A 21,383-nucleotide genomic window follows, 5' to 3' on the forward strand; every position below is an offset into this window, starting at 1 on the left:
GCCGGTCCCGCTCCCACTGCCGGTCCCGCTCCCACTGCCGGTCCCGCTCCCACTGCCCGTCCCGGTCTCGCTCAGCGCCCCGCCCAGGTTGAGCGGCCCGGTTTCGCTGAATGGGCCGATTCCCCCGGCCGTCTCGCCCTCGCCGAGGGTCCCCGTCCCGGTGAGCGGCTCGCTTCGAGGGAGCGGGCCGGTTTCGCTGAGCGGTCCGATCCCACCGGCCGTCTCGCCGTCGCCGAGCGTGCCGATGCCGCCGGCCGTCTCGCCCTCGCCGAGCGTCCCCGTCTCGATGAGCGGTTCGTCGTCACGGAACGGGCCGGTCTCGCTGAACGTGGCGATCTCCTGGTCGGTGTGATCACGTAGTGCCGTGCCGGGCGCCGCCGGGTCGTCCCCGGTCTCGATCCTGCCGTGCACTTCCGTCATTGCTGCCTCCTCGGCGTGGTCGCCCGGTCCGGGCGCGGTCCCGGCTGGCTGTCAGTGCTGTCTCCCGGCCCGGGAGACAGCACTGACAGCCAGCCGGATGAGTTCCGGACGGCGCTTTCCGTCATTCGAGCGCCGCCCGCGCCTCACGATCGGCGTCGTGTGTGCCCGCACCGGACCGGTAGCCGCGGTGAGCGCACACGCGGGGTTCGGGGTGTGCGTCTTTCCAGGCTGTCAGGATTCCGTGGCGGCGCGGGCGGGTTGGCGCTTCGGGAGCGCGGCGGGGCGGCCGGGTGGGGTCAGGGGAGGGCATCCAGCACCTCCCGGATGCGGTTCGCGGTCTCGTCCCAGCTGGTCAGGGTCTCGCGGCGGGCGCGGGCCCGGTCGCGCCAGCGGGCACGCAGCGCGGGGTCGGTGAGCCACTCGCGCAGGGCGCCGGCGAGGGCGTCGCGGTCACCCGGCGGGATCAGCCTCCCGGGCCGCCCGCCGCCGGCTTCGCCGAGCGCCTCCGGGACTCCACCGACGTCCGTCGCCAGCACCGGCAGACCGCGGGCGAGCGCTTCGGTCACCACCATCCCGTACGTCTCCGCATACGACGGCAGCACGAACAGATCCGCGTCCGCGTAAACGGCGTCGAGCGCGGCCCCGCCCAGCGGCCCGGTGAACCGCACACTGCCCTCCTCCGGAACCGGCCCGTCCCGCTCCGGCCGGCTGATCCGCCAGCCGCCCTCGACCGCCCGTCCACCGGTCCCGGCGCCGGACAACCCGTGGCCCTCCACGCCGAGCTCCCCGGCTGCCGGTGCCCCGGGCTCGTCATCGGTGCTTTCGGTTCGTGATGTGTCGGCGTGGTCGCCGGGGTTTGTGGTGGTTGGCGTGCCGGGGCGGTCGCTGGTGCTTCCGGTCGGCGGCTCGTCGCCGGCGTCCTCGGTCGCTCGTCCACCGGTCCCGGCGCCGAACGGCCCGTGGCCCTCCGCGCCGGCCTTCCCGGTCGGCGGTGTGCCGGGCAACCCGTGGCCCTCCGCGCCGGCCTTCCCGGTCGGCGGTGTGCCGGGCAAGACGCCGACACATGCGGCCGGCGGTGTCCCGGGCTGGTTGTCGGTGCTTGGGATGAGTGGTGTTCCGGGCGTTCTGCGCGGGCTGAGCAGGTTGCCGTTCGGGTCGAGGGTGGCGCTCAGGGCGGTGGGTGGGGTCAGGGTGAGGGTGGCGGGAGTGGGGACCTCGCCCAGGATCTGGCCCGCTCCGGTGACGGTGCAGGTCCACCGGAGGTCGGTGAGGGTCTGGAGGGCCTGGAGCAGCAGGTGGTAGCCCTTGCGTGGAGTCAGTGAGGCGACCATGAGCAGCCGGTGGCCGGTGGGGGAGGGGACGGCCGGGGGAGCGGGGTCGACGCCGGGTGGGACGGCGTGGACGCCGGTCAGGTCGTGGAGTTCCTCGACGCGGCGGGCGGCCGGAGTGCTGGTGGCGATGACGGCGGCGGCCAGGTGCAGGGCGCGGCGTTCCCGGGCGCGCAGGTCGGCGGCGGTCTCGGGGGTGAGGCCGGTCTCGTCGCTGAGCGGCAGGTGCACGAGGATCACCAGGCGCAGGCGGGTGGCGTGCGGTTCGAGCAGGTCGGGGACACCGCAGGCGATCAGGCCGTCGAGCAGGACGGTGGCGCCGTCGGGGATGTCGGCCAGAATCTCCGACAGGGCCCGGCGCGCGGCCGGCGCCGGACGGGGCCAGTCGCCGGGGACGAGCTTCTCCCGTACCGCGAAAGGGGTTTGATCGTCAGGGGCTGGCTGCGGGCGCACCACCGAAAGGGTTTGATCTTCGACGGTCGGCTGCGGGCGTACCGGCGGAAGGGTTTGATCTTCGCGGGCCGGGTGCGGGAGTGCCGCCGGGAGGGGTTGGGCTTCGGGGGCCGGCCTCCGCCGTACCGGGGAAGGGGTTTGATCGCCGGAGGCGGGAGAGGGGGCACCGGGGAGGGTGAGGCGGCGCAGCACCTCGCGGTCGTAGCGGTTGCCGCCGGACGGCGCCGCCGGGTCGTCGATCGACGCCGGCAGCACCGCGAACAGCGTGTGGATCACCGCAGGGTGCGCTCGTAGGTCGCCCAGGCGATGTGCGACTCGTGCAGGGTGATCGAGATGCCGGTCAGGCCGGACGCGCCGCGGCCGAACTCGCCGGCGTGGATGCGGACGGCCAGCCGGTCGGCGATGACCTTGGCGAGGAACTCGGTGGACGTGTTGATGCCGGTGAACTCCGGATCGTCGTCGAGGTTGCGGTAGCTGAGCCCGTGGCAGACGGTGTGCAGCTGCTCGCTCGCCTTGCCGATGTCCACGACGATGTTGTCGTCGTCCAGGTCGGGACGGCGGAAGGTGGCGTCGACGATGAAGGTGGCGCCGTGCAGGCGCTGTGCCGGGCCGAAGACCTCGCCGGTGAAGCTGTGCGCGATCATGATGTGGTCGCGGACGGTGACGCTGAACAAGTGCTCAACTCCTCAGGTGCGGTTCGTGAGGTAGTACGGGTACCCGTTCCGGAAAGATCAATTCGCCGGATGGTCGATGACGTGACAGAGCGCGGGCAGTGAGCCGTCGGCGATCCGCGGCATCACCGCCGGCAGCTCGTCGAAACCGCTGCGGCCGCTGATCAGGGCGTCGAAGCGTGGGTCTTTCAGCAGGTCGAGGGCGAGGGCCAGACGCTGCGCGTAGGAGCGGCGGCGGGCCGGGGCGATGCCGCCGACCTGGCTGCTGCGGATGGTCAGGCGACGGGAGTGGAAGAACTCACCCAGGGGTACGGCGATGCGGCGGTCGCCGTACCAGGAGAGTTCGACGACCGTGCCCTCGGTGTCGAGCAGTTCCAGTGCCGTGGTGAGACCCTGCTCGGTGGCGCTGGCGTGGATGACGATGTCCCGCTCCGGGGCCGCCTTCTCCGGGTGCGCAAACCCGACATTCAGCTTAGTTGCTTCTTTTTCCCGATTTTGTACGTCGACGAGCTCGACATCCGTGCCCGGCATCCCGGCCAGCACCGCGGCCACCGACAGGCCGACCATGCCGCCGCCGACCACCGAGATCCGGTCACCGATCTGTGGGGCGGCGTCCCACACCGCGTTCACCGCGGTCTCCACCGTGCCGGTCAGCACGGCCCGTGCCGCGGGCACCCCGTCCGGCACCACGGTCACCGCCGTCGCCGGGACCACGTACCGGGTCTGGTGTGGGTAGAGGCAGAACACCGTCTTCCCGATCAGCTCCGGGACGCCGGCCTCGACGACTCCCACGTTCAGGTAGCCGTACTTGACCGGGGCCGGGAAGTCGCCACTCTGGAAGGGGGCGCGCATCGACGGCCACTGGCTCTCCGGGACCCGCCCCTGGAACACCAGCGTCTCGGTGCCCCGGCTCACCCCGGAGTGCAGAGTCCGGACGAGCACCTCATCCGGGCCGGGATCGGGCACCCGTTCGGTGCGTATCTCCCCGATCCCCGGGGAAGTCATCCAGAACGCGCGAGCCGTCAAGAGCCTCATCCTCACGTGCCGTTGAACCTTGCTTTTTGAACCGGAAGCCGCCGGTCGGTGTGTCCACTGGTTGAAACCCTATGTTGTTCAGGAGGAATGGTGACGATCAGTACGACACTGCGGCCCCTGGCCGGGTTTGCCGCACAGGTCCTCCTGCTCGCCGTGCTCGCCGCCACCGTCGGCCTCACCGGGTGGGGATGGCTCGCCGGGCTGCTGTACGGCCTCCTGCTCTGCGGTCTGCTCGCGGCCGGCCTGCGCCGCGCCGGGATGACCGGTCTCGGGTGGGCGAACGCGGTCACGTTCGGTCGCGCGATCCTGGCCGGCGGGGTCACCGCCATGGCCGCCGGCTCGGGCGCCCCGGCCTGGCTGCTGGCCGGCGTCGCCGGGGTCGCCCTCGCGATGGACGGGCTGGACGGGCAGATCGCCCGGCGGACCGGCACCACCACCGGACTGGGCGCCCGCTTCGACATGGAGGTCGACTCGGCGCTGGCCCTGGTCCTGAGCGTGTACGTGGCCGCCGGCCAGCACTGGCTCGCCCTGGTCATCGGTCTGGCCCGCTACCTGTCCGGCGCCGCGTCGTGGGCACTGCCCTGGCTGAACGCGCCCCTGCCGCCGCGATTCAGTCGCAAGGTCGTCGCCGCCGAGCAGGGCATCGTGCTGGTGGCCGTGGCGAGCGGGGTGCTGCCGCCGGTGCTCGCGGTGGCCGCCCTGGTGGTGTCGGTGGCGTCGCTGGCCTGGTCGTTCGGCACCGACGTGGTCTGGCTGTACCGGGCGGCCCGGGTCCGGGAGCAGGCCCGCAGCCGCTGGTCCGGCGCACGGGAGCACGCCCTCGCCCGCTGAAATCCCTCCTCCGGGTGGAGCGGTCAGTCCCCGGGTGGTTTCGCCGGGCGCCCGGTACTGTCCACGATGTCCCGATGGGTACGGAACGAGGCGGTGCGGGCCGGTGGGCGCCGTGGCGGCGACCGGCGCAGACGGTCACCGGGAGCGTCGTCTTCGGCGACGTGGTCCAGGTGGCGAACGTCGGCGGTGACGTCACCGTGGTGAGCCGGGACCGGCCGGCCTACCGGGTGACGGCCGCCGAGATCGCCGCCGTGCCACTGGACGCCGGACAGGCGCGGGCGCAGCCGAGCAGGCTGCTGGACGCCCGCCATCGGATCGTGCCGTTCACCGGGCGGGACGCCGAACTGGACGAGTTCGCTGCCTGGGCCCGATCGGCGGCCACCGTCTCGGCCCGGCTCGTGCACGCCGCCGGTGGACAGGGTAAGAGCCGGCTGGCCGCGGAGGCCGCCGCCCGGTGCGCCGCGGCCGGGTGGACGGTCTGGCAGGTGACGCACACCCCGGTTCCGGTCGCCGAGGACCACGTCGAACTGGCCGGCGGCGCGCTGCTCGCGATCGTCGACTACGCCGACCGGTGGCCCCTGCCGGATCTGCTCGGGCTGCTCGGGCAGATGCGGGCGATGCACGCCCGGACCGGCGTTCGGGTACGGGTCCTGATGCTCGCCCGGTCGGCGGGTCACTGGTGGCCGAGCGTCGCCCGGCGGGCCGAGAACGATCACGGCATCGAGATCGGCGACATCGCCCTCGACGGGCTGGACATCGACCGGGCGGTCCTGTTCGCCGCGGCGGCCGCCCCCTTCGCTGCGGCGCTCGGCGTGCCCGGGGACGACTGGACGGCACCGGATCTGTCCGGACCGGGATTCGCGCAGGTGCTGTCGGTGCACATGGCGGCTCTCGCCGCGGCCGACGCCCGGCTGCACGGCGACGAGGCGCCGGTCGGCCCGCGGGCGGTCTCCGAATACCTGCTGGTGCGGGAGCAGACGTTCTGGAACATGAGCGAGATCGTTCACCGGGCCGTCTACACCGCGATCCTGACCGGGCCGGTGCCCCGCCCCGTCGCGCGGCGGGCACTCACCGCGGCCGGCCTCGCCGACGGCGCCGCCGCCGCGGACCGGGTCATCGACGGCCACCGGGCCTGCTATCCGCCGGGCGACCGCCGTCTGGTCCTCGAACCGCTGCACCCGGACCGGCTCGCCGAAGACCTGATCGGACTGTCCACCCCCGGCCACGGCGAGCGGACCGTGTTCGCCTACGACGACTGGCCGCTCAGCGCCCCCGCCGCCCTGCTCGACCACGCCGAGCGGGCCCCGGAATGGACGGCTTCGGCGATCACCGTCCTGATCGAGGCCACCCACCGGTGGCCGCACCTCGCCGAGGGGGTGCTGTATCCGCTGATCCGCCGGGACCCGTGCGTCGCGATCGAGGCGGGCGGCGCCGCCCTGATCCGGCTGGCCACCCTGCCCGGGATCGATCCGGTGGTGCTCGCGTCCGTCGAGGCGATGATGCCGGAGGGCCGGTTCCTCGACTTCGACGTCGCGGCCGCCGTGATCAGCGATCAGCTCAGCGGGCCCCGGCTGCGGGCGGCCGGCGATCCGGCGACCACGGCGGCCGTGCACGCCGATCACGCGTACCGGCTCTCCCGCGCCGGCCGCTGGACCGAGGCGCTCGGCGCGGGCGAGACGGCGGTGGCCCTGCTCCGGCCGCTCGCCGGGCAGGAGCCGGACAGGTATCTGCCGGGACTGGCGATCGCCGTCGGCAACGTGGGCACCTTCCTCTCCGAACTGGGCCGCCGCGAGGAGGCGCTGGCCCTCGGACAGGAAGCGGTCGCGATCCGCCGCCGGCTGGCCGGGACCGACCCGGCCGCCGTGCCCGCGCTGGCCGGGAGCCTGGCCGACGTGGCGGCCCGCCTGGCGGCCCTGGACCGGCGCGAGGAGTGCCTGGCGCCCGCGGCCGATGCGGTGGAGCTGCTCCGGGGGCTCGCCGCCGCCGACCCGGCCGCGCACCGGCACGATCTGGCGCTCGCGCTGAACACCCACGGCGCCTTCCTGGCCGAGACCGGTCACTGGCAGCGCGGCCTCGACCTGACCGGGGAGGCCGTCGTCCTGCTGCGGGAGCTGACCGGGGCGGATCCCGGCCGGTACCTGCCCGACCTCGCCATGGTGCTGGGGAATCTCGGCAACCGCCTGCGGGACAACGGGCGTCACGCGGAGGCGCTGCCCTACTCCGTCGCGTCGGCGGACGTCTACCGCGGCCTGGCCGAGACGAACCCCGGCCGCCACCGGCCGGACCTGGCGTCGGCGCAGGGCAATCTCGCCGTCAGCCTCGCCGAGCTCGGCCGTTGGGCGGAGGCGCTGCCGCCGTCCGAGGAGTCGGTCGCCGTCTACCGGGAACTGGCCGCGACGAACCCGGCCCGGTACCGGCCCGACCTGGCTCGCGTCCTGAGCAACCACAGCCTGCGGCTGACCGAACTCGGGCGCTTCGGCGAGGCGGTCGTACCTGCCGAGGAGGCGATAGCCCTGGAGCCTGCGCGGGAGCAGCTCGCGGCGGCGCTGACCAATCTGAGTGCGGCCCTCACCAGCCTGCGCCGCCATGCGGAGGCGCTGGCCGCGACCGACGAGGCGACCGACCTCTGGCGGCGGCTGGCCGAGGACCACCCGGAGGCACACCTGTCCGACGTCGCCGTCTCGCTGTGCAACCGCGGGACGGCCCTGTCCAACCTGGGCCGGCCGGCGGAGGCCGTGGAACCGGCGACCGAGGCGGTGACGCTGCTGCGGCGGCTGTCCGGGGAGGATCCGGCCGTGCACGAGCCCCGCCTGGCCGGCGCCCTGGGCAACCTGGGCCGCCTGCTCGCCGCGACCGGCCGTACCGGGGAGGCCCTGTCGGCGCTGGAGGAGGCGGCCGCGCTGCACCGGCGGCTGGCCGAGACGAACCGGGAGGTCAACCTGCCGGGGCTGGCCGACTCGCTGCGCAGCCGGGGGATCCGGCTGTCCGAGACCGGGCACGCCGACGAGGCGCTGGCCTGTGCCGAGGAGGCGGTGGACGTCTACCGCCGGTTGGCCGGGGCCTACCCGGAGAAGCACCTGTCCGGATTCGGCGGGGCGCTGATGCACCTGCTCATCGCGCTGTGCGACCTCGGCCGGCTCGCCGAGGCGCGGCCGGTGTGCAAGGAGGCCCGGACGGTGCTGCGCGGGCTCGCCCGTCACGAGGAGCCGGCGCTCCAGGGTCTGGGCCTGGCCTCGACGATGTACGCCTGGATCTGTCTGGAGCTGCGGCGCGACCTGCTCGGCGCCGAGGCGGCGGCCGTCGAGTCGGTGCGGATCCACACGACCCTGGCCGAGCGGTCCCCGGACGCCTTCGCGGACCGGCTGGCGGAGGCCCACGCCGTCTACGCCCAGGTGCTGGAGGCGCCGTTCCTCAGCGCTCAGCCGTGAGGACCACGGCGCGGGCGTCCACGTTGAGGACGTGACCGTTACCCAGGGTGGCCAGCGGCTCGGGCCAGTGCACGTGACCGCAGACGGTGAGGGACGGGCCGCCGCGCTCCAGAGCCGTACGCAGCGCCGGGTTGCCGCGCTGCTCCGGGGTGGCGCCGGTCGGCCCCTCGTGCAGCAGCAGCACGTCCGGCGGCGGGGCGGCCACCGCGGCCCGGACGGTGGCCTCGAAGTCCTCCGGGGTGCGGCGCATCGGACGGGCCGGGTCGCCGGTGATGCCGCTCACCCCGGCGACGGTCAGGCCGCCGAAGACCCGGCGGCCGCCGTCGAGCAGGGCCACCTCCGGTCCGTACGCGCCGACCTCGGCCGCGGTCACCTCGTCGTGGTTGCCGGCCACGCCGTACACCATCGGGCAGCCGGCCACCGCGAACGCCAGCCACACCTCGGACACCGGCCCGGATGCGCCGCGCAGGTCGGCGCCGGGCGCCGAGTACAGGTCACCGGCGAGCAGCACGCCCACCCGCCCGGGCGGTGGCAGCAGGCCGTCGGCGGCCCAGCGGCTCAACTGTTCGGCGAGCGCCACCCCGAGCAGCCCCGGCCGGCCGGTGACCGGCGACGGCGCCACGCCCTGGAGGTCACCGGCGACCAGCACGGCGTCGCAGCCGTCCGGCAGCGCGTCCACCCGGCGGCGTTCGACGGCGAGCGGGAGACTTTCGGTGCCGCCGCCGCGGGCCGCCGACCGGTACGGGATCGTGTCCAGCGGTTCGGGTGGCGTGCCGAGCAAACGCATCATCGGGTGCCTGCCTCGGGTCGAGGGGCCCCTAGTGTTGCATTCCGGTGAACTTCCTCTATGCCTTGCAGCCCGGGCCCGCGGCCCTTCCCCCGACGATCCGGTACCGCGAGATGTCCCCGCTCACGTAGTCACCGAGCTGTCGTACCGAGGTGGGCTCGACCCCGTTGTTCATCACGTAGCCCATGATCGCCGTCTCCACGGTCCGGCAGGTGGCCTGATCGGCGACGACCTGGGCACGTCCCTCGAGCTTCGCCGGGTTCACCGCAACGTAAGAAACGCCGCCGATACTCACCGTAAGGGCACTGGCCATCGCTAGTTCGATCAAACGCACTGAAGCAGGCTAGCCATGATCACTCACCGTAGGAAAGTGGGCCTTTCGGTCGAGATCAACAACCCTCTGTCACGGTACGGGTGGGCGAATGAATCGACGTGAGCCGTCTTCCGGGTGCTACCTTGATTACTCGGAGCAACGGTTTGATTGCGCTGGAGGATCCCATGCGTCGTGCCGCTGTCGTTCTCGCCCTCGTCCTCGCCGGTCTCTGGGTCGCCTCACCCGCCCAGGCGTTCGCGCACACCGCTGTGCACAACCCGGCCCTGCACACCCTGCTCGACGGGCTCACCCTGCTGGTCGCCACGGCGCCGGTGTGGACCGCCCTGCTCTGGGCCGGTGACCGCCGCTGGTTGCTCGCCGCACTGATCGGCGTGGTCCAGATCCCGGTCGCGGTCATCGGCTTCATGCCGATCGCGAACCCGTGGCTGCATCTGTCCCTGTTCGCCCTCGCGCTCGGCCTGACCGCGGTGTCGCTGCGGGTGGTGCGTGGACAGGCACGGTCCGCCGCCCCTGTCACGACTGTTCGCTGACAGGCCGTTCCGGCCGCCGCGGCGTCCTCGCGCCGCGGCGGCCTCTCCGAATGATCGGATCCCGTTGTTGCCGCGGCGGGATCTCCGCAGGTGCCGGTCCTGCTCCCGCGCCGATCCCTCCACCGGAATCTCGGGTCTCGGCCGGTGCCTGTCCCGCTCCGCCCTTCGACCGGCGTTCCCGCCGGTCCCTCTTCGGGCGTTCTCGCCGCCCCCGCTTGCGGGGTCTTGTGCGGCGTTCTCGCCGCCCCTGCTTCCGGCCTCGAGTGGCGTTCTTGCCGGTTTCGCCCGGCGTTCTTGCTGTTCGCTTTCGGTCTTTGAGCATTCCCCTGCCGGAGCCGGTCCCGATCCCCGACCCGGCGGCGTGATCGGTGGCCCGGTGGATGCCGATCGTGCGATGCGGACGTTGCGGGCACCTCTCAGCGAGCACGTCATCCGATGTGATGCCGGCGTAACGTGGTCGTCAGTGAGGCTGGCCACAATGAATTCGTGGTGACGGAGACGATGATGCCGGTCAACGGCATCCAGGTGTGCCTGGAGACCTTCGGCGAGCCCACCGATGCCCCGCTGCTGCTCCTGGCCGGGGATGCCAGTCCGATGGACTGGTGGGACGACGAGTTCTGCCGTCGGCTCGCGGCCGGCGGCCGGTTCGTGATCCGCTACGACCACCGGGACACCGGTCGGTCCACCTCCTACCCGGCCGGCGCGACCGCCTACTCGGGCGCCGATCTTCTGGACGACGCGGTCGGCGTGCTCGACGCGCTTCGGGTGCCGGCCGCGCACCTGGTCGGCTTCTCGCTCGGCGGTGCGCTCGCGCAGCGCATCGCGGTCCACCACCCCGAGCGGGTGCTGTCGCTCACCCTCATGGCGACCAGCGCCGGCGGGGCGGGATCGGAGACCGCGCCGGTCACCGTGGGCGGTCCGGTCACGGTCGTCGCGGGCACGGTCACGGCCGGCATCCGTACGGTGGAAGCCGCCCCGATCACCGACGAGACCGACTGGTCGAACCGGAAGGCCGCGGTCGCCCGCATGATCGCCGAGGTGCGCGACCACGGTGGCCCGTTCACCCCCGACGAGCCGCAACTGCGCCGCCTGGCCGAGCGCATCTTCGACCGCTCCGCCGACCTGGCCGCCACCCGCCTCAACCACCGCCTCGCCGGTTACGGCCCCCCGGTCCGCGACCTGCTCGGCGCCATCGAAACCCGAACCGTGGTCCTGCACGGCACCCTCGACCGCTTCTTCCCGGCCGAACACCCGGAGGAACTGGCCCGCTGCATCCCCAACGCCCGCCTGGTGTGGCTGGACGGCGTCGGCCACGAGTTCCCGCCCCGAGCCGTCTGGGACCAGGTCCTCCACGAGATCCTCCACTGACACCGCCCAGCCCGCCCCCGAACGCTGCCCGACGAGCCGCCCCCGCTCGACCAGAGCGGTGCCCGTGGTGCCTCGCAGGATCCCGGCTGGCTCTGAGCGCTGTCTCACCCGCGCCGAGACAGCGCCGACCCCGCTGCTCAATCACCCCACTGCCGCCCGCCGCCCGCGCTGTCGGTCCCGGCGGGTGCTCACGTCGCGCCGTTCGTGTGCCCGGCCTACCGCCATGGCGCGGGCGGGCGACCACGCAAACCGTTACGTGTGCGCTGGCCGGCGCAACGAGCCGGGGGAACGGACAGAGGACCAGTTGACCAGCATGGTCAGCGCTGACAGCCAACCGGTGGGTTCGGCTGGTTGTGGGGGCGTCTCACGCCCGCCGAGACAACGTTGACGGCCAGCCCGGTGGGTTCGGCTGGTTGTGGGGGCTGTCCCGCGAGTCTCGAAACAGCGCTCGGAGCCGGCCGGCCTTGATCGGCGTTCTTCGGCCTCTGCGCGATGAGGCCGGCTTGATCGGCTGTGCGAGCATCGCCGCGTGCGAGTGTTCGGGGTGCTGGGCGGGATCGGCTCGGATGGTTCGCCGCCGTTCCGCTCGGGATCCTGGCCGCCGGCGCGATGGTCGCCCACCCGGTGCTGCCCGGCGGAAGCCTGCTGCCGACCTTCCTGCCGTGGCTGGGGCTGAGCGTTCTGCCGATCCTCGCCCTGGCCGCGTGGCGCCGCTCCGCGATCGCGCTGGTCGCGGCGCTGTTTCCGCTGACGGCCTGGCTCGCCCTCTTCGGCGGTCACCTCATCCCGGCCCGGGAGCCCGCGCCCGATCTGGTCGCCGTGCAGCACAACGTCAGCGACGAGAACCCCGACGTGCCCGGAACCGTCCGCACACTCCTGGAAGCCGACCCCGACCTGGTGGCCCTGGAAGAGGTCACGCCGGAGGCGCTGCCCGCCTACCGGGCCGCATTCCCGGCGGTCTACGCCCATCACAGCGTCCACGGCACGGTCGCGCTCTGGTCCCGGCACCCGCTCGCTGAATCGGCCGCCCTCGACATCCGCCCGGCGACCCTCGGCGTCGACTGGAACCGCGGCCTGCGCGCCGTCGCCCGCACCCCGCACGGGGACATCGCCGTCTACGTCGTCCACCTGCCCTCGGTGCGGCCCGGCCCGACCGGCCTCGACGCGGAACGCCGCGACGACAGCGCCCGCCGTCTTGCCGCGGCCCTCGCCGCCGAGCCGCTCGACCGGGTGATCCTCCTCGGCGACCTGAACGCCACCACGAACGACCGTGGCCTCGAGCCGGTCACCTCCCTTCTCGGCACCGCCGAGTCGGACTTCGCCTTCAGCTGGCCCGCCGCGTTCCCCGTCGCCCGCATCGATCAGGTCCTGGCCCGCTCGCTCACGGTCACCTCGGTCCGAACCCTCCCCAGAACCGGCAGCGACCACCTCCCGATAACCGCGCACCTCCGCCGGTGATCCGCCCGCACGGGGTCTGTCCGTGCTGGATGTGGGTGCTGTCTCGGGACGCTGGGGACAGCACCCACAGCCAGCCGGACAAGATCGCCCACAGCGCATGGCCTTCGGGAAGCGGACAGAGGGTCAGTGTGGTCGGTCGATGGCACGGAGAGCGAGGCCTGCGGCGACCGAGCCCGTGCCGGTGGCCAGGTAGACGGCCAGGAAGCCGAGCCCGCTCAGCAGCGGGGCGCCGGCCACGGCGGTCAGCAGGAGCGCGGCGACGGCGGGGGCGGTCACCAGGAACCAGGCGGCCGCCTTCTGCACCGGGGTCCACCGTGGGGAGACGGTGGCGATCAGCAGCGCGGCGGCCTGGCTGATCAGCGGCAGCAGGAGCGGGCCGGCGATCAGCAGGCGCACCGCGACGCGCTCGGAGCCGCCGGCTCCGGGCAGGGCCGCCGGGATCGCCGGCTGTGGGACCGGCAGGCGCAGGTGGGTGGGCGTGCCGCTGCGGCGCACGGCCGCGACCAGCTGCTCCGGCGGGCCGAGCCGGCCCAGCGCCTGGGCCGGGTCTCCGGCCAGGTCGCGGCGCATCGCGATGTAGCCGGACACGGTGCCCATCAGGTCGTCACGGGTCTCCGGCGGAAGGTCGTCGCTCGCCGCCCACAGGGCCGCCAGATAGTCGAGGACTAGCGCGTCGTCGGGAGTTGCCGGTGCCGTCGTCATGGCGTACAGCCTCACGGGTCCGCGCGGCGCGCACATCGGCCCACAGTGGTAACCGGATGGCCCGAAGTCATACCGCAGTCTGACCTACCGTGGCTCGATGTGGCCGACGCCGGGATCCGGCAGCATGGGGGCATGCGACTGGTCTCCCTTCTCCCGTCCGCGACCGAGATCGTCCATGCCCTGGGGCTGGGCGACGATCTGGTCGGGGTGACGTTCGAGTGCGACGAGCCTGCGTCCGCCCGGCAGACGAAGGCGGTCGTGGTCGGTGGGCGGGATACCCGCGGCATGACGCCAGCCGAGATCGACGACTACGTGCGCACGCAGATGTCGGCCGGCGGCGACCTCTACACACTGCACGCGGACGCGCTGGCCGGGCTCGATCCGGAGTTGATCCTCACCCAGGACCTGTGCCGCGTCTGCGCGTTGCCGTCGGGGCACGTCGATCAGGCGCTGAGCCATCTGGGCTGCCGGTCGGAGGTGCTGTCGCTCGACCCCTACACGCTGGAGGAGGTCCTCGGCACGTTTTTCGAGGTGGCGCGCGCGGCGGGCGTACCGGAGAGGGGTGTGGAGCTGGTCGGCGCCTTGCGGGAGAGGCTGCGCGGGGTGAGTGAGGCGGTGGCCGGGAGGCGGCGGCCGAAGGTCGCGGTGGTGGAGTGGGTGGATCCGCCGTTCACGGCGGGGCACTGGGTGCCGGATCTGGTGGTCGCGGCCGGTGGTGAGCCGGTGGCGGCGCGGGCCGGGAAGCGGTCGGTGCAGGTGTCGTGGGCCGAGCTGGCCGCGCCCGAGCCGGAGATCGTGCTGGTCACGCCGTGCGGCTTTCACCTGGACGGTGCCGCCCGGCAGGCCGAGGCCGTGATCGAGCACTTCCCGAAGGCCGCGGTGTGGGCGATCGACGGGGACGGGCTGGTGGTCCGACCAGGGCCGCGCCTGGTCGACGGCGTCGAGGCGATCGCCGCGATCCTGCATCCCGAGGCGGTCCCGGCGCCTGGCGAAAGAGCGATCCGCCGGGTCAGCTGACCCGGGCCGCATCGGCGGCCGGGCGGTCGTCCTACGATCGTGGTGAACCACCGGACATGACGGAAACGGGTGACGATGGAGACGTTGGAGTTCCAGGCCGAGGCGCGCCAGCTACTGCAGCTGATGGTCCATTCGATCTACTCGAACAAGGACATCTTCCTGCGCGAGTTGATCTCGAACGCGTCGGACGCGCTGGACAAGCTGCGCCTGGCCAAGTTGCAGGACGGCCTCGAGGCGGATACCTCCGACCTGCACATCGAGATCGAGGTCGACGCGGAGGCGCGGACGCTGATCGTGCGGGACAACGGCATCGGCATGACCCGCGACGAGGTCGTCGAGCTGATCGGCACGATCGCCAAATCGGGCACGGCCGAGCTTCTCGGCAAGCTCAAGGAGGCCAAGGAGAGTCCCGAGCTGATCGGCCAGTTCGGTGTCGGCTTCTACTCGACCTTCATGGTCGCCGACAAGGTCACACTGGTGACCCACAAGGCCGGCACTGAGGGCCACGGCACGCGCTGGGAGTCGGCGGGCGAGGGCACGTTCACGATCGACGACGCGCCGGACGCGCCGGTCGGCACCACGATCACGCTGCACCTGCGTCCCAAGGACGAGGACGACGCGCTCTACGACTACACCGATGAGTGGAAGATCAAGGAGATCGTCAAGCGGTACTCGGACTTCATCTCGTTCCCGATCCGCAAGGGCGACGAGACCCTCAACTCGATGAAGGCGCTGTGGGCCCGGCCGCGCAGCGAGGTCACCGACGAGGAGTACCACCAGTTCTACCGGCACATCAGCCACGACTGGACCGACCCGCTCGAGATCATCAACATGAAGGCGGAGGGCACCTTCGAGTACGAGGCCCTGCTCTTCATCCCGGCGCGGGCCCCGCACGACCTGTTCCAGCGGGACGCCCGCCGTGGCCTCCAGCTGTATGTCAAGCGCGTCTTCATCATGGACGACAGCAAGGAGCTGATCCCCGACTACCTGCGCTTCGTCAAGGGCGTGGTGGACGCGGCCGACCTCTCGCTGAACATCTCCCGCGAGATCCTGCAGCAGGACCGGCACATCCAGATGATCCGGCGCCGCCTGGTCAAGAAGGTCCTCTCCACGATCAAGGACCTGATGTCGAGCAGCCCGGAGAAGTACGCGACGTTCTGGCGCGAGTTCGGCCGGGCCGTCAAGGAGGGCCTGCTCGCCGAGCCGGACAACCACAAGCCGATCCTGGAGATCGCGTCGTTCGCCACCACGCACGGCAGCGAGCCGACCACCCTCGCCGCCTACGTGGAGCGGATGAAGGAGGGCCAGGAGGAGATCTACTTCCTGACCGGTGAGAGCCGCTCCCAGGTGGAGAACTCGCCGCACATGGAGGCCTTCCAGGCGGAGGGCTACGAGGTGCTCATCCTCACCGACCCGGTCGACGAGGTGTGGGTCGACGTGGTGCCCGAGTTCGACGGCAAGAAGCTGCGGTCCATCGCCCGGGGCACCGTCGACCTCAAGAAGGACGAGGAGGAGAAGCAGCCGGAGGGCGACTTCGGGCCGCTGCTCGGGTTCCTCACCGAGAAGCTGGACGAGCGGGTCAAGGAGGTGCGCCTGTCGCACCGGCTCACCACCTCGGCCGCCTGCCTGGTCAGCGACGCCGACGACATCACCCCGGCGCTGGAGAAGATGTACCGGGCGATGGGCCAGGAGGGGCCGCGGGTGAAGCGGATCCTCGAGCTCAACCCGAACCATCCGCTGGTCGCCGGGCTGCGGTCGGCGCACGAGCGCAAGGCCGACGACCCAGCCCTGCCGGACACCGCCGAGCTGCTGTACGGGACGGCGCTGCTCGCCGAGGGCGGCGACCTGGACGACCCGGCCAGGTTCGCCAAGCTGCTCGCCGACCGGCTCGCGCAGACGGTCTGAGGGACTCCCGCCCGCCGGACCGATCCGGCGGGCGGGCCGGCCGGCCAGTGAACGGCCAGCCGGTCAGAGAAGTGGCGGCCCAGCCCGGGTCAGGGAAGTAGCAGGTGGGCCAGCCAGGCGCGGGGTCCGGCGTGCGCTACCCGGATGGCGGCCACGCGCACGGCGTACCCGATGGCGGATTGAAGATCGTCGCTTTGGGTGAGGGCGACGGCGAGCGCGCCGTGGAAGGCGTCGCCGGCGCCGGAGGTGTCGACCGCCGTGACCCACGGCACCGGGACGACCCCCGATGAGCCCGCGCTGAACCAGCTCACCGGCGCGTCACCGTGGGTGATCACCACGTGCGGCGCGGCGACGGCCGCCGCGATCGCCGCGTCGCTCGGGCGGGGTGCCGCGTCGCTCGGGCGGGGTGCCGCGTCGCTCGGGCGGGGTGCCGCGTCGCTCGGGCGGGGTGCCGCGTCTCTCGGATGGGCTGTCGCGTCGCCCTGAGCGGCTGCCGCCGGATGGCGGAAGTCGCCGGAGCAGGCCACCACCTCGGCGTGCGGGAAGACGTCGGCGAAGACCGGGCGCCAGCTTCCGGCGTCGACCAGCAGGCGCCGCGCCGACCGGGCCGCGGCCACCGCCAGCGCGGGATGATGTCCGTCGACCAGCGTCAGGTCCGCGTCCGGCAGACCCCTCTCCGGCAGGGCCACCGCGCGCGTCCCGGCGTTGCGGCTGACGATCGTCCGTTCACCGGTCGCGTCGAGCACGGTGACGGCGGAGACCGGCGGCGGCTGGTCCGCATCGGGCGCCGCGTCGATCAGGGTCACCCCGTGCGCGGCCAGGTCAGCCCGCACCAGGTCACCGAGCGGATGCCTGCCGACCGCGGTGACCAGCGTGACGTCGGTCCCGAGGGCGGCCGCGGTGACCGCCGCGTTGGCCGCCGGCCCGCCCGCCGCTACGTCCACCGACTCGGACTGCACCTTCTCGTCGATGCCCGGCATCCGCGCGACCCGCTGCACGAGGTCGACCGTGGCCAGGCCGACGCAGAGGATGCGCACGTCAGCCGTTGGCCAGCTCGACGAAGAACGTCCCGATGTTGGTGAAGATGTCGGCGATGCCCTGCCCGATGCTGCGGGCCACGTCGGCGGCCCCGGCCGGATCGTTGCCGATCCAGAAGATGAGCAGGAACAGCAGGATCCAGCCCAGAATTTTCTTCATCGGAGCCCTTCCGCCGCCTGGTGCAACACCGTCCAAGATCGTGACACAGTCTCGCAACCGCGCGCAGGTCGGCGCGCCCATCGCCGGCCAAACTGGCAGTCGCTGGTTTTTGAGGGTTACTGTCATTTCATGGCTGCTACCGTTTTCGCGAGGCGCTGGTACGCGCTGATCGCCCTGGCCCTCTGCACGCTCGCCATCGGTCTGGACAGCACGGTGCTCAGCGTCGCGCTGCCCACCCTGGCCCAGGACCTCGGCGCCACCACCGCCGACCTGCAGTGGTTCACCACCTCCTACCTGCTGGTCCTCGCCGCCGCGCTGCTTCCGGCCGGCATGCTCGGCGACCGGTACGGCCGCAAACGCCTCCTCCTGATCGCCCTCGTGCTGTTCGGAGCCGCGTCCGTCGCCTGCGCGTATGCCCAGACCACCGGCCAGCTCATCGCCGCCCGAGCCGCCCTCGGCCTCGGCTCCGCGGTGATCATGGCGTTGATGGGGGCCGTCCTCACCGTGCTGTTCGACGAGGACGAGCGGCCCCGCGCCCTTTCCCTCTGGGTCACCGCCAACGCCCTCGGCGTGCCGCTCGGGCCGCTGCTCGGCGGCTGGCTGCTCGACAACTTCCGCTGGGGCTCGGTCTTCCTGATCAACCTGCCGCTGGTGGCACTCGGGCTGGTCGCCGTGGCCACCCTCGTCCCCGAGTCGCACGGCGACCGGCGGCGCCGCCCCGACTGGCTGGGCGTGCTGCTGTCGGCGTCCGGGTTGGTCGCTCTCACGTACGGGATCATCGAAGCCGGGGAACGCGGCTGGAGCGACCCGCGCGCCCTGGTGACCATCGCCTTCGGCGTGTTCGCGCTCGGCGCGCTGGTGTTCTGGGAGCGGCGCGCCGCGGCCCCGCTGATCGACCTGGAGCTGTTCCGCAACCGCGCGTTCACCGGCGGCACGATCCTCGCCACGCTCGCCGGGTTCGCGTTCTTCGGCCTGCTCTTCGCGCTGCCGCAGATGTTCCAGGCGGTCGGCGGGCACGACGCGCTCGGCGTCGGGCTACGGCTGCTTCCGATCATCGGCGGCCTGCTCGTCGGCGCCCGGATCGCCGACAGGCTCGCCGCCCGGATCGGCGCCCGCGCTCTGATCGCGGCCGGCCTCGCGGTGATCGCCGCGGCGCTGGCGACCGGAGCCGTGCTCGGCTACACCCTGTTCGGAGCGTGGATCACCGCGACCGGCGTCGGCCTCGGCCTGTCCATGCCTCCGGCCATGAACGCGGCACTCGGCGCGCTCACCCCGGAGCGCAGCGGCGTCGGCAACGCCATGGTCCAGTCGCTGCGGCAGGTCGGCAGCGCGATCGGCGTCGCCGTACTCGGCATGGCGATGAACACCACCTACCGGGACGCGCTGCCCGCCACCGCCCCGGACGAGGTCCGCGACAGCGCGGCCGCCGGGGTCGCGGTCGCCGGCCGGCTCGGCGATCCGGCGCTGCTCGGCGCCGTGCGGGACGCCTTCATCGACGGGACGGCGGTCGCCCTGCTCGTCGCGGCCGGGGTGGCGGCGGTGGGGGTGGCGCTCGCGCTGGTGCTGCTTCCGGCACGGATCGCGCCGTCGAAGGCGCTGGCCGAATCCGCGGTATGACGAACGGCCCGTGCCTTCCGGCCCGGCCGGCGCCGTCGAAGGTGCTGGCAGAATCCCGGGTATGACGAACGGCCTCCGTGAACGCAAGAAGGCGAAGACCCGGGCCGCGATCCGCGAGCACGCCCTGCGGCTGTTCGAGGAGCAGGGGTACGCGGCGACCACCGTGGACCAGATCGCCGACGCGGCCGAGGTCTCGCCCAGCACCTTCTTCCGGTACTTCCCGAGCAAGGAGGACGTCGTCCTGGTCGACGACGTGGACGCCGTGGTGGTCGGGGCGATCCGTGCGCAGCCCGCCGGGATCGCACCGGTCACGGTCATCCGGCGGGCGATGCGCGAGGCGTTCGCCAACCTGAGCCCGCAGCAGTGGGAGCTGGAGCGGCGCCGACAGCGGCTGGTGCTCGCCGTGCCCGAGCTGCGGGTCCGGGTGCTGCACCAGATGACGGAGGCCATCGACCTGGTGGCCGGGGCGATCGCGGAACGCGCCGGCCTCCCGTCCGACGACTTCTCCGCACGGGTGGTCGCGGGCGCCGCCATCGGGGCGATGCTGGCGGTGCTGCCGACGGCCTACTACGCCGACGGGGTGCAGCCGGGCGACTTCGACCGCGTGGAGCAGGCCCTCACCCTGCTGGAGAACGGTCTGCCCCTGGGCTGACCGGCACGGCTTGCATCGGTGGTCTTGAATGGGTCGCGTTGCTGTCGCCGACCGTGAGGTTGCCCATGCGCCGCATCACCGTACCGATCGCCCTGCTCGCCCTGCTCGCCCTGCTCGGACCGGCCGTTCCGGCGGTGGCCGCCCAGGCCGCGCCACCAGCGCCATCCATCACCTGGACCGCGTGTGATCCGGCGGAGGAGGCCCCGGAAGGTCTGCTCTGCGCAACGATCAAGGTTCCGGTCGACTGGTCGAAGCCGGGCGGCCCCACCATCGACCTGGCCCTGGCCAAGCGGCCCGCCACCGACCCGTCCCGGCGGATCGGCTCGCTGCTGATCAACCCCGGCGGGCCCGGCGGCTCCGGGGTCGACTTCGCCTACACCTCCGGTGACGCGTTCTCGCCGGCCGTCACCGACCGCTTCGACATCGTCGGGTTCGACCCGCGCGGGCAGGCCCGCAGCAGCGTGATCAACTGCGACGGCGAGCTGATCGGCGCCCAGGCGATCCGGCTCTACCCGGACGACAAGACGGAGTACGCCGACCTGCGCGCTACCAACAAGGCCCTCGCCCTGAGCTGCCGCGAACTGAGCGGCCCGCTGGTGAAGTACGTCGACACCGCCAGCGTGGCCCGGGACATGGACGCCATCCGAACCGCGCTCGGCGAGAAGAAGATCAGCTACTACGGCGTCTCCTACGGCACCATGATCGGCCAGCAGTACGCCGAACTGTTCCCGGGCCGGATCCGCGCCCTGGCCCTCGACTCGAACATGGACCACGCGCAGACCATCGCGGGCTACCAGAAATGGGAGACGCTCGCCATGGAGGGCTCGTTCCTCCAGTTCACCGCGTGGTGCGACCGGACCGAGGCCTGCGCGCTGCACGAGCAGGGCGCCCTCGCCTACTTCGACGAACTGTACGCCCGGGCCGAGGCCGGCGAGCTGATCGTCGACGGGGCGCCGCTGCCGCCGGAGGACCTGGTCAACTGGGTTTTCGGCTACATGTACAACCCGAACTCCTGGTTCGACCTCGCGGAAACGCTGATCTACATCGAGGAGGGCGGCGAGAGCGCTCGCGGCGAGCCCGCGCCCAACGGGTACCTGCCGGTGATGTGCTCCGACTTCCACTTCGACGTCGGCGCCTACCCGGTGATGCGGGCCATCGAGTCGGCGCAGAACCGGCTCGCGCCGCACACCCGCCTGAACCCGCTGGCCTGGTCGGATCTGGCCAGCTGCCAGAACTGGCCGTGGGAGGTCACCAATCCGCCGCATCGGCTGCGGGCATCGGACAAGCTGCCGCCGATCCTGCTGGCCAACAGCCGGTGGGACGTCGCCACCCCGTACGAGTGGGGCACCAGCCTGGCGAGCCAACTGCCGAGCGCTCGGTTCCTGACCTATGACGGTGTCGGGCACGGCACCTACTGGCGCAGCGACTGTGCCCGGGCGGCGATCGACATGTACCTGGTCGAGCTGCGTACCCCGAAGAAGGGCACGCACTGCCCGGCCGTCTTCCCGTCGTCGCCGGTCACCACGCAGGCGGCACCGACGGTGGTGGACCCGCTGCCCGAGTTGACCGGCCCGTTCCGCCGGTGATCATGGCATAGGGGCGCCGCTGGTCGCGGCCCGCGAGGCGGCCGCCTCGCGGGCCGCGACCAAG

Annotated in this window: 17 protein-coding genes and 2 pseudogenes; 10 read left to right on the plus strand and 9 right to left on the minus strand. The window is 72.6% G+C overall.

Annotated features, from left to right (window positions below; genetic code table 11):
• The 4 genes and pseudogenes from IEZ13_RS38240 to IEZ13_RS38255 form a co-directional block, all read right to left on the minus strand.
• Positions 1 to 420: pseudogene (locus IEZ13_RS38240) on the minus strand (hypothetical protein); the annotation flags it as partial.
• A gap of 296 nt (positions 421 to 716) precedes the next feature.
• A pseudogene (locus tag IEZ13_RS47105) lies at positions 717 to 1,088 on the minus strand (glycosyltransferase family 4 protein); the annotation flags it as partial.
• Positions 1,089 to 2,473: 1,385 nt separating this feature from the next.
• Positions 2,474 to 2,875 carry a 6-pyruvoyl trahydropterin synthase family protein gene (locus IEZ13_RS38250; protein WP_183222244.1) on the minus strand — a complete coding sequence of 134 codons (402 nt, stop codon included), beginning with the start codon at positions 2,873 to 2,875 and terminating at the stop codon, positions 2,474 to 2,476.
• 57 nt (positions 2,876 to 2,932) lie between these two features.
• Positions 2,933 to 3,907 carry a zinc-dependent alcohol dehydrogenase gene (locus IEZ13_RS38255; RefSeq protein WP_183222362.1) on the minus strand — a complete coding sequence of 325 codons (975 nt, stop codon included), beginning with the start codon at positions 3,905 to 3,907 and terminating at the stop codon, positions 2,933 to 2,935.
• Positions 3,908 to 3,994: 87 nt separating this feature from the next.
• On the opposite strand from IEZ13_RS38255, the gene IEZ13_RS38260 reads away from it, so the two are divergent.
• Together IEZ13_RS38260 and IEZ13_RS38265 are read left to right on the plus strand one after the other, a co-directional pair.
• Complete coding sequence (locus tag IEZ13_RS38260; RefSeq protein WP_183222245.1) at positions 3,995 to 4,738, plus strand: CDP-alcohol phosphatidyltransferase family protein; 744 nt, start codon at positions 3,995 to 3,997, stop codon at positions 4,736 to 4,738.
• 74 nt (positions 4,739 to 4,812) lie between these two features.
• Entirely contained in the window at positions 4,813 to 8,166 is a 3,354-nt protein-coding gene (locus tag IEZ13_RS38265) for a tetratricopeptide repeat protein (RefSeq protein WP_183222246.1), read from the plus strand.
• Here the strand turns inward: IEZ13_RS38265 and IEZ13_RS38270 are convergent.
• Entirely contained in the window at positions 8,150 to 8,956 is an 807-nt protein-coding gene (locus IEZ13_RS38270; protein WP_229795557.1) for a metallophosphoesterase family protein, read from the minus strand. The two genes, IEZ13_RS38265 and IEZ13_RS38270, sit on opposite strands and share 17 nt — an antisense overlap.
• Positions 8,957 to 9,011: 55 nt before the next feature.
• Entirely contained in the window at positions 9,012 to 9,218 is a 207-nt protein-coding gene (locus tag IEZ13_RS38275; protein WP_229795559.1) for a hypothetical protein, read from the minus strand.
• A gap of 233 nt (positions 9,219 to 9,451) precedes the next feature.
• On the opposite strand from IEZ13_RS38275, the gene IEZ13_RS38280 reads away from it, so the two are divergent.
• From IEZ13_RS38280 to IEZ13_RS38290, 3 genes are all read left to right on the plus strand, one after another.
• Positions 9,452 to 9,817 carry a hypothetical protein gene (locus tag IEZ13_RS38280; protein ID WP_183222248.1) on the plus strand — a complete coding sequence of 122 codons (366 nt, stop codon included), beginning with the start codon at positions 9,452 to 9,454 and terminating at the stop codon, positions 9,815 to 9,817.
• 486 nt (positions 9,818 to 10,303) lie between these two features.
• Positions 10,304 to 11,185: an alpha/beta fold hydrolase gene (locus IEZ13_RS38285; protein ID WP_229795561.1), complete on the plus strand. Its 882-nt coding sequence runs from the start codon at positions 10,304 to 10,306 to the stop codon at positions 11,183 to 11,185.
• Between the two features lie 513 nt (positions 11,186 to 11,698).
• Positions 11,699 to 12,643, plus strand: a complete 945-nt coding sequence (locus IEZ13_RS38290) for an endonuclease/exonuclease/phosphatase family protein (RefSeq protein ID WP_229795563.1) — start codon at positions 11,699 to 11,701, stop codon at positions 12,641 to 12,643.
• A 123-nt stretch (positions 12,644 to 12,766) separates the two neighbouring features.
• Here the strand turns inward: IEZ13_RS38290 and IEZ13_RS38295 are convergent, their stop codons facing one another.
• On the minus strand, positions 12,767 to 13,345 hold the full coding sequence (locus tag IEZ13_RS38295; protein WP_183222249.1) for an HAAS signaling domain-containing protein: 579 nt from the start codon (positions 13,343 to 13,345) through the stop codon (positions 12,767 to 12,769).
• A 132-nt stretch (positions 13,346 to 13,477) separates the two neighbouring features.
• Here IEZ13_RS38295 and IEZ13_RS38300 point away from each other — a divergent pair, with 132 nt between their 5' ends.
• A complete protein-coding gene (locus tag IEZ13_RS38300) occupies positions 13,478 to 14,362 on the plus strand; it encodes an ABC transporter substrate-binding protein (protein ID WP_183222250.1) in 885 nt (294 codons plus the stop codon).
• A gap of 69 nt (positions 14,363 to 14,431) precedes the next feature.
• Positions 14,432 to 16,267 carry a molecular chaperone HtpG gene (gene htpG / locus IEZ13_RS38305; RefSeq protein WP_183222251.1) on the plus strand — a complete coding sequence of 612 codons (1,836 nt, stop codon included), beginning with the start codon at positions 14,432 to 14,434 and terminating at the stop codon, positions 16,265 to 16,267.
• Between the two features lie 89 nt (positions 16,268 to 16,356).
• On the opposite strand, the gene IEZ13_RS38310 is transcribed toward htpG, so the two are convergent.
• Both IEZ13_RS38310 and IEZ13_RS38315 read right to left on the minus strand, forming a co-directional pair.
• Positions 16,357 to 17,304, minus strand: coding sequence for a PfkB family carbohydrate kinase (locus IEZ13_RS38310; RefSeq protein ID WP_183222252.1), 948 nt, complete (start codon positions 17,302 to 17,304; stop codon positions 16,357 to 16,359).
• A gap of 1 nt (position 17,305) precedes the next feature.
• Positions 17,306 to 17,464, minus strand: coding sequence for a hypothetical protein (locus IEZ13_RS38315; RefSeq protein WP_183222253.1), 159 nt, complete (start codon positions 17,462 to 17,464; stop codon positions 17,306 to 17,308).
• Positions 17,465 to 17,593: 129 nt separating this feature from the next.
• Between IEZ13_RS38315 and IEZ13_RS38320 the strand changes: the two genes are divergently transcribed.
• From IEZ13_RS38320 to IEZ13_RS38330, 3 genes are all read left to right on the plus strand, one after another.
• Positions 17,594 to 19,081, plus strand: coding sequence for a DHA2 family efflux MFS transporter permease subunit (locus tag IEZ13_RS38320; protein ID WP_183222254.1), 1,488 nt, complete (start codon positions 17,594 to 17,596; stop codon positions 19,079 to 19,081).
• Between the two features lie 61 nt (positions 19,082 to 19,142).
• Positions 19,143 to 19,733: an acyl-CoA-like ligand-binding transcription factor gene (locus IEZ13_RS38325; RefSeq protein ID WP_183222255.1), complete on the plus strand. Its 591-nt coding sequence runs from the start codon at positions 19,143 to 19,145 to the stop codon at positions 19,731 to 19,733.
• Positions 19,734 to 19,798: 65 nt separating this feature from the next.
• A complete protein-coding gene (locus IEZ13_RS38330; RefSeq protein ID WP_183222256.1) occupies positions 19,799 to 21,319 on the plus strand; it encodes an alpha/beta hydrolase in 1,521 nt (506 codons plus the stop codon).
• Positions 21,320 to 21,383: the final 64 nt, after the last annotated feature.

The sequence above is a fragment of the Actinoplanes campanulatus genome, assembly GCF_014647795.1.
GTDB lineage: Bacteria > Actinomycetota > Actinomycetes > Mycobacteriales > Micromonosporaceae > Actinoplanes > Actinoplanes campanulatus.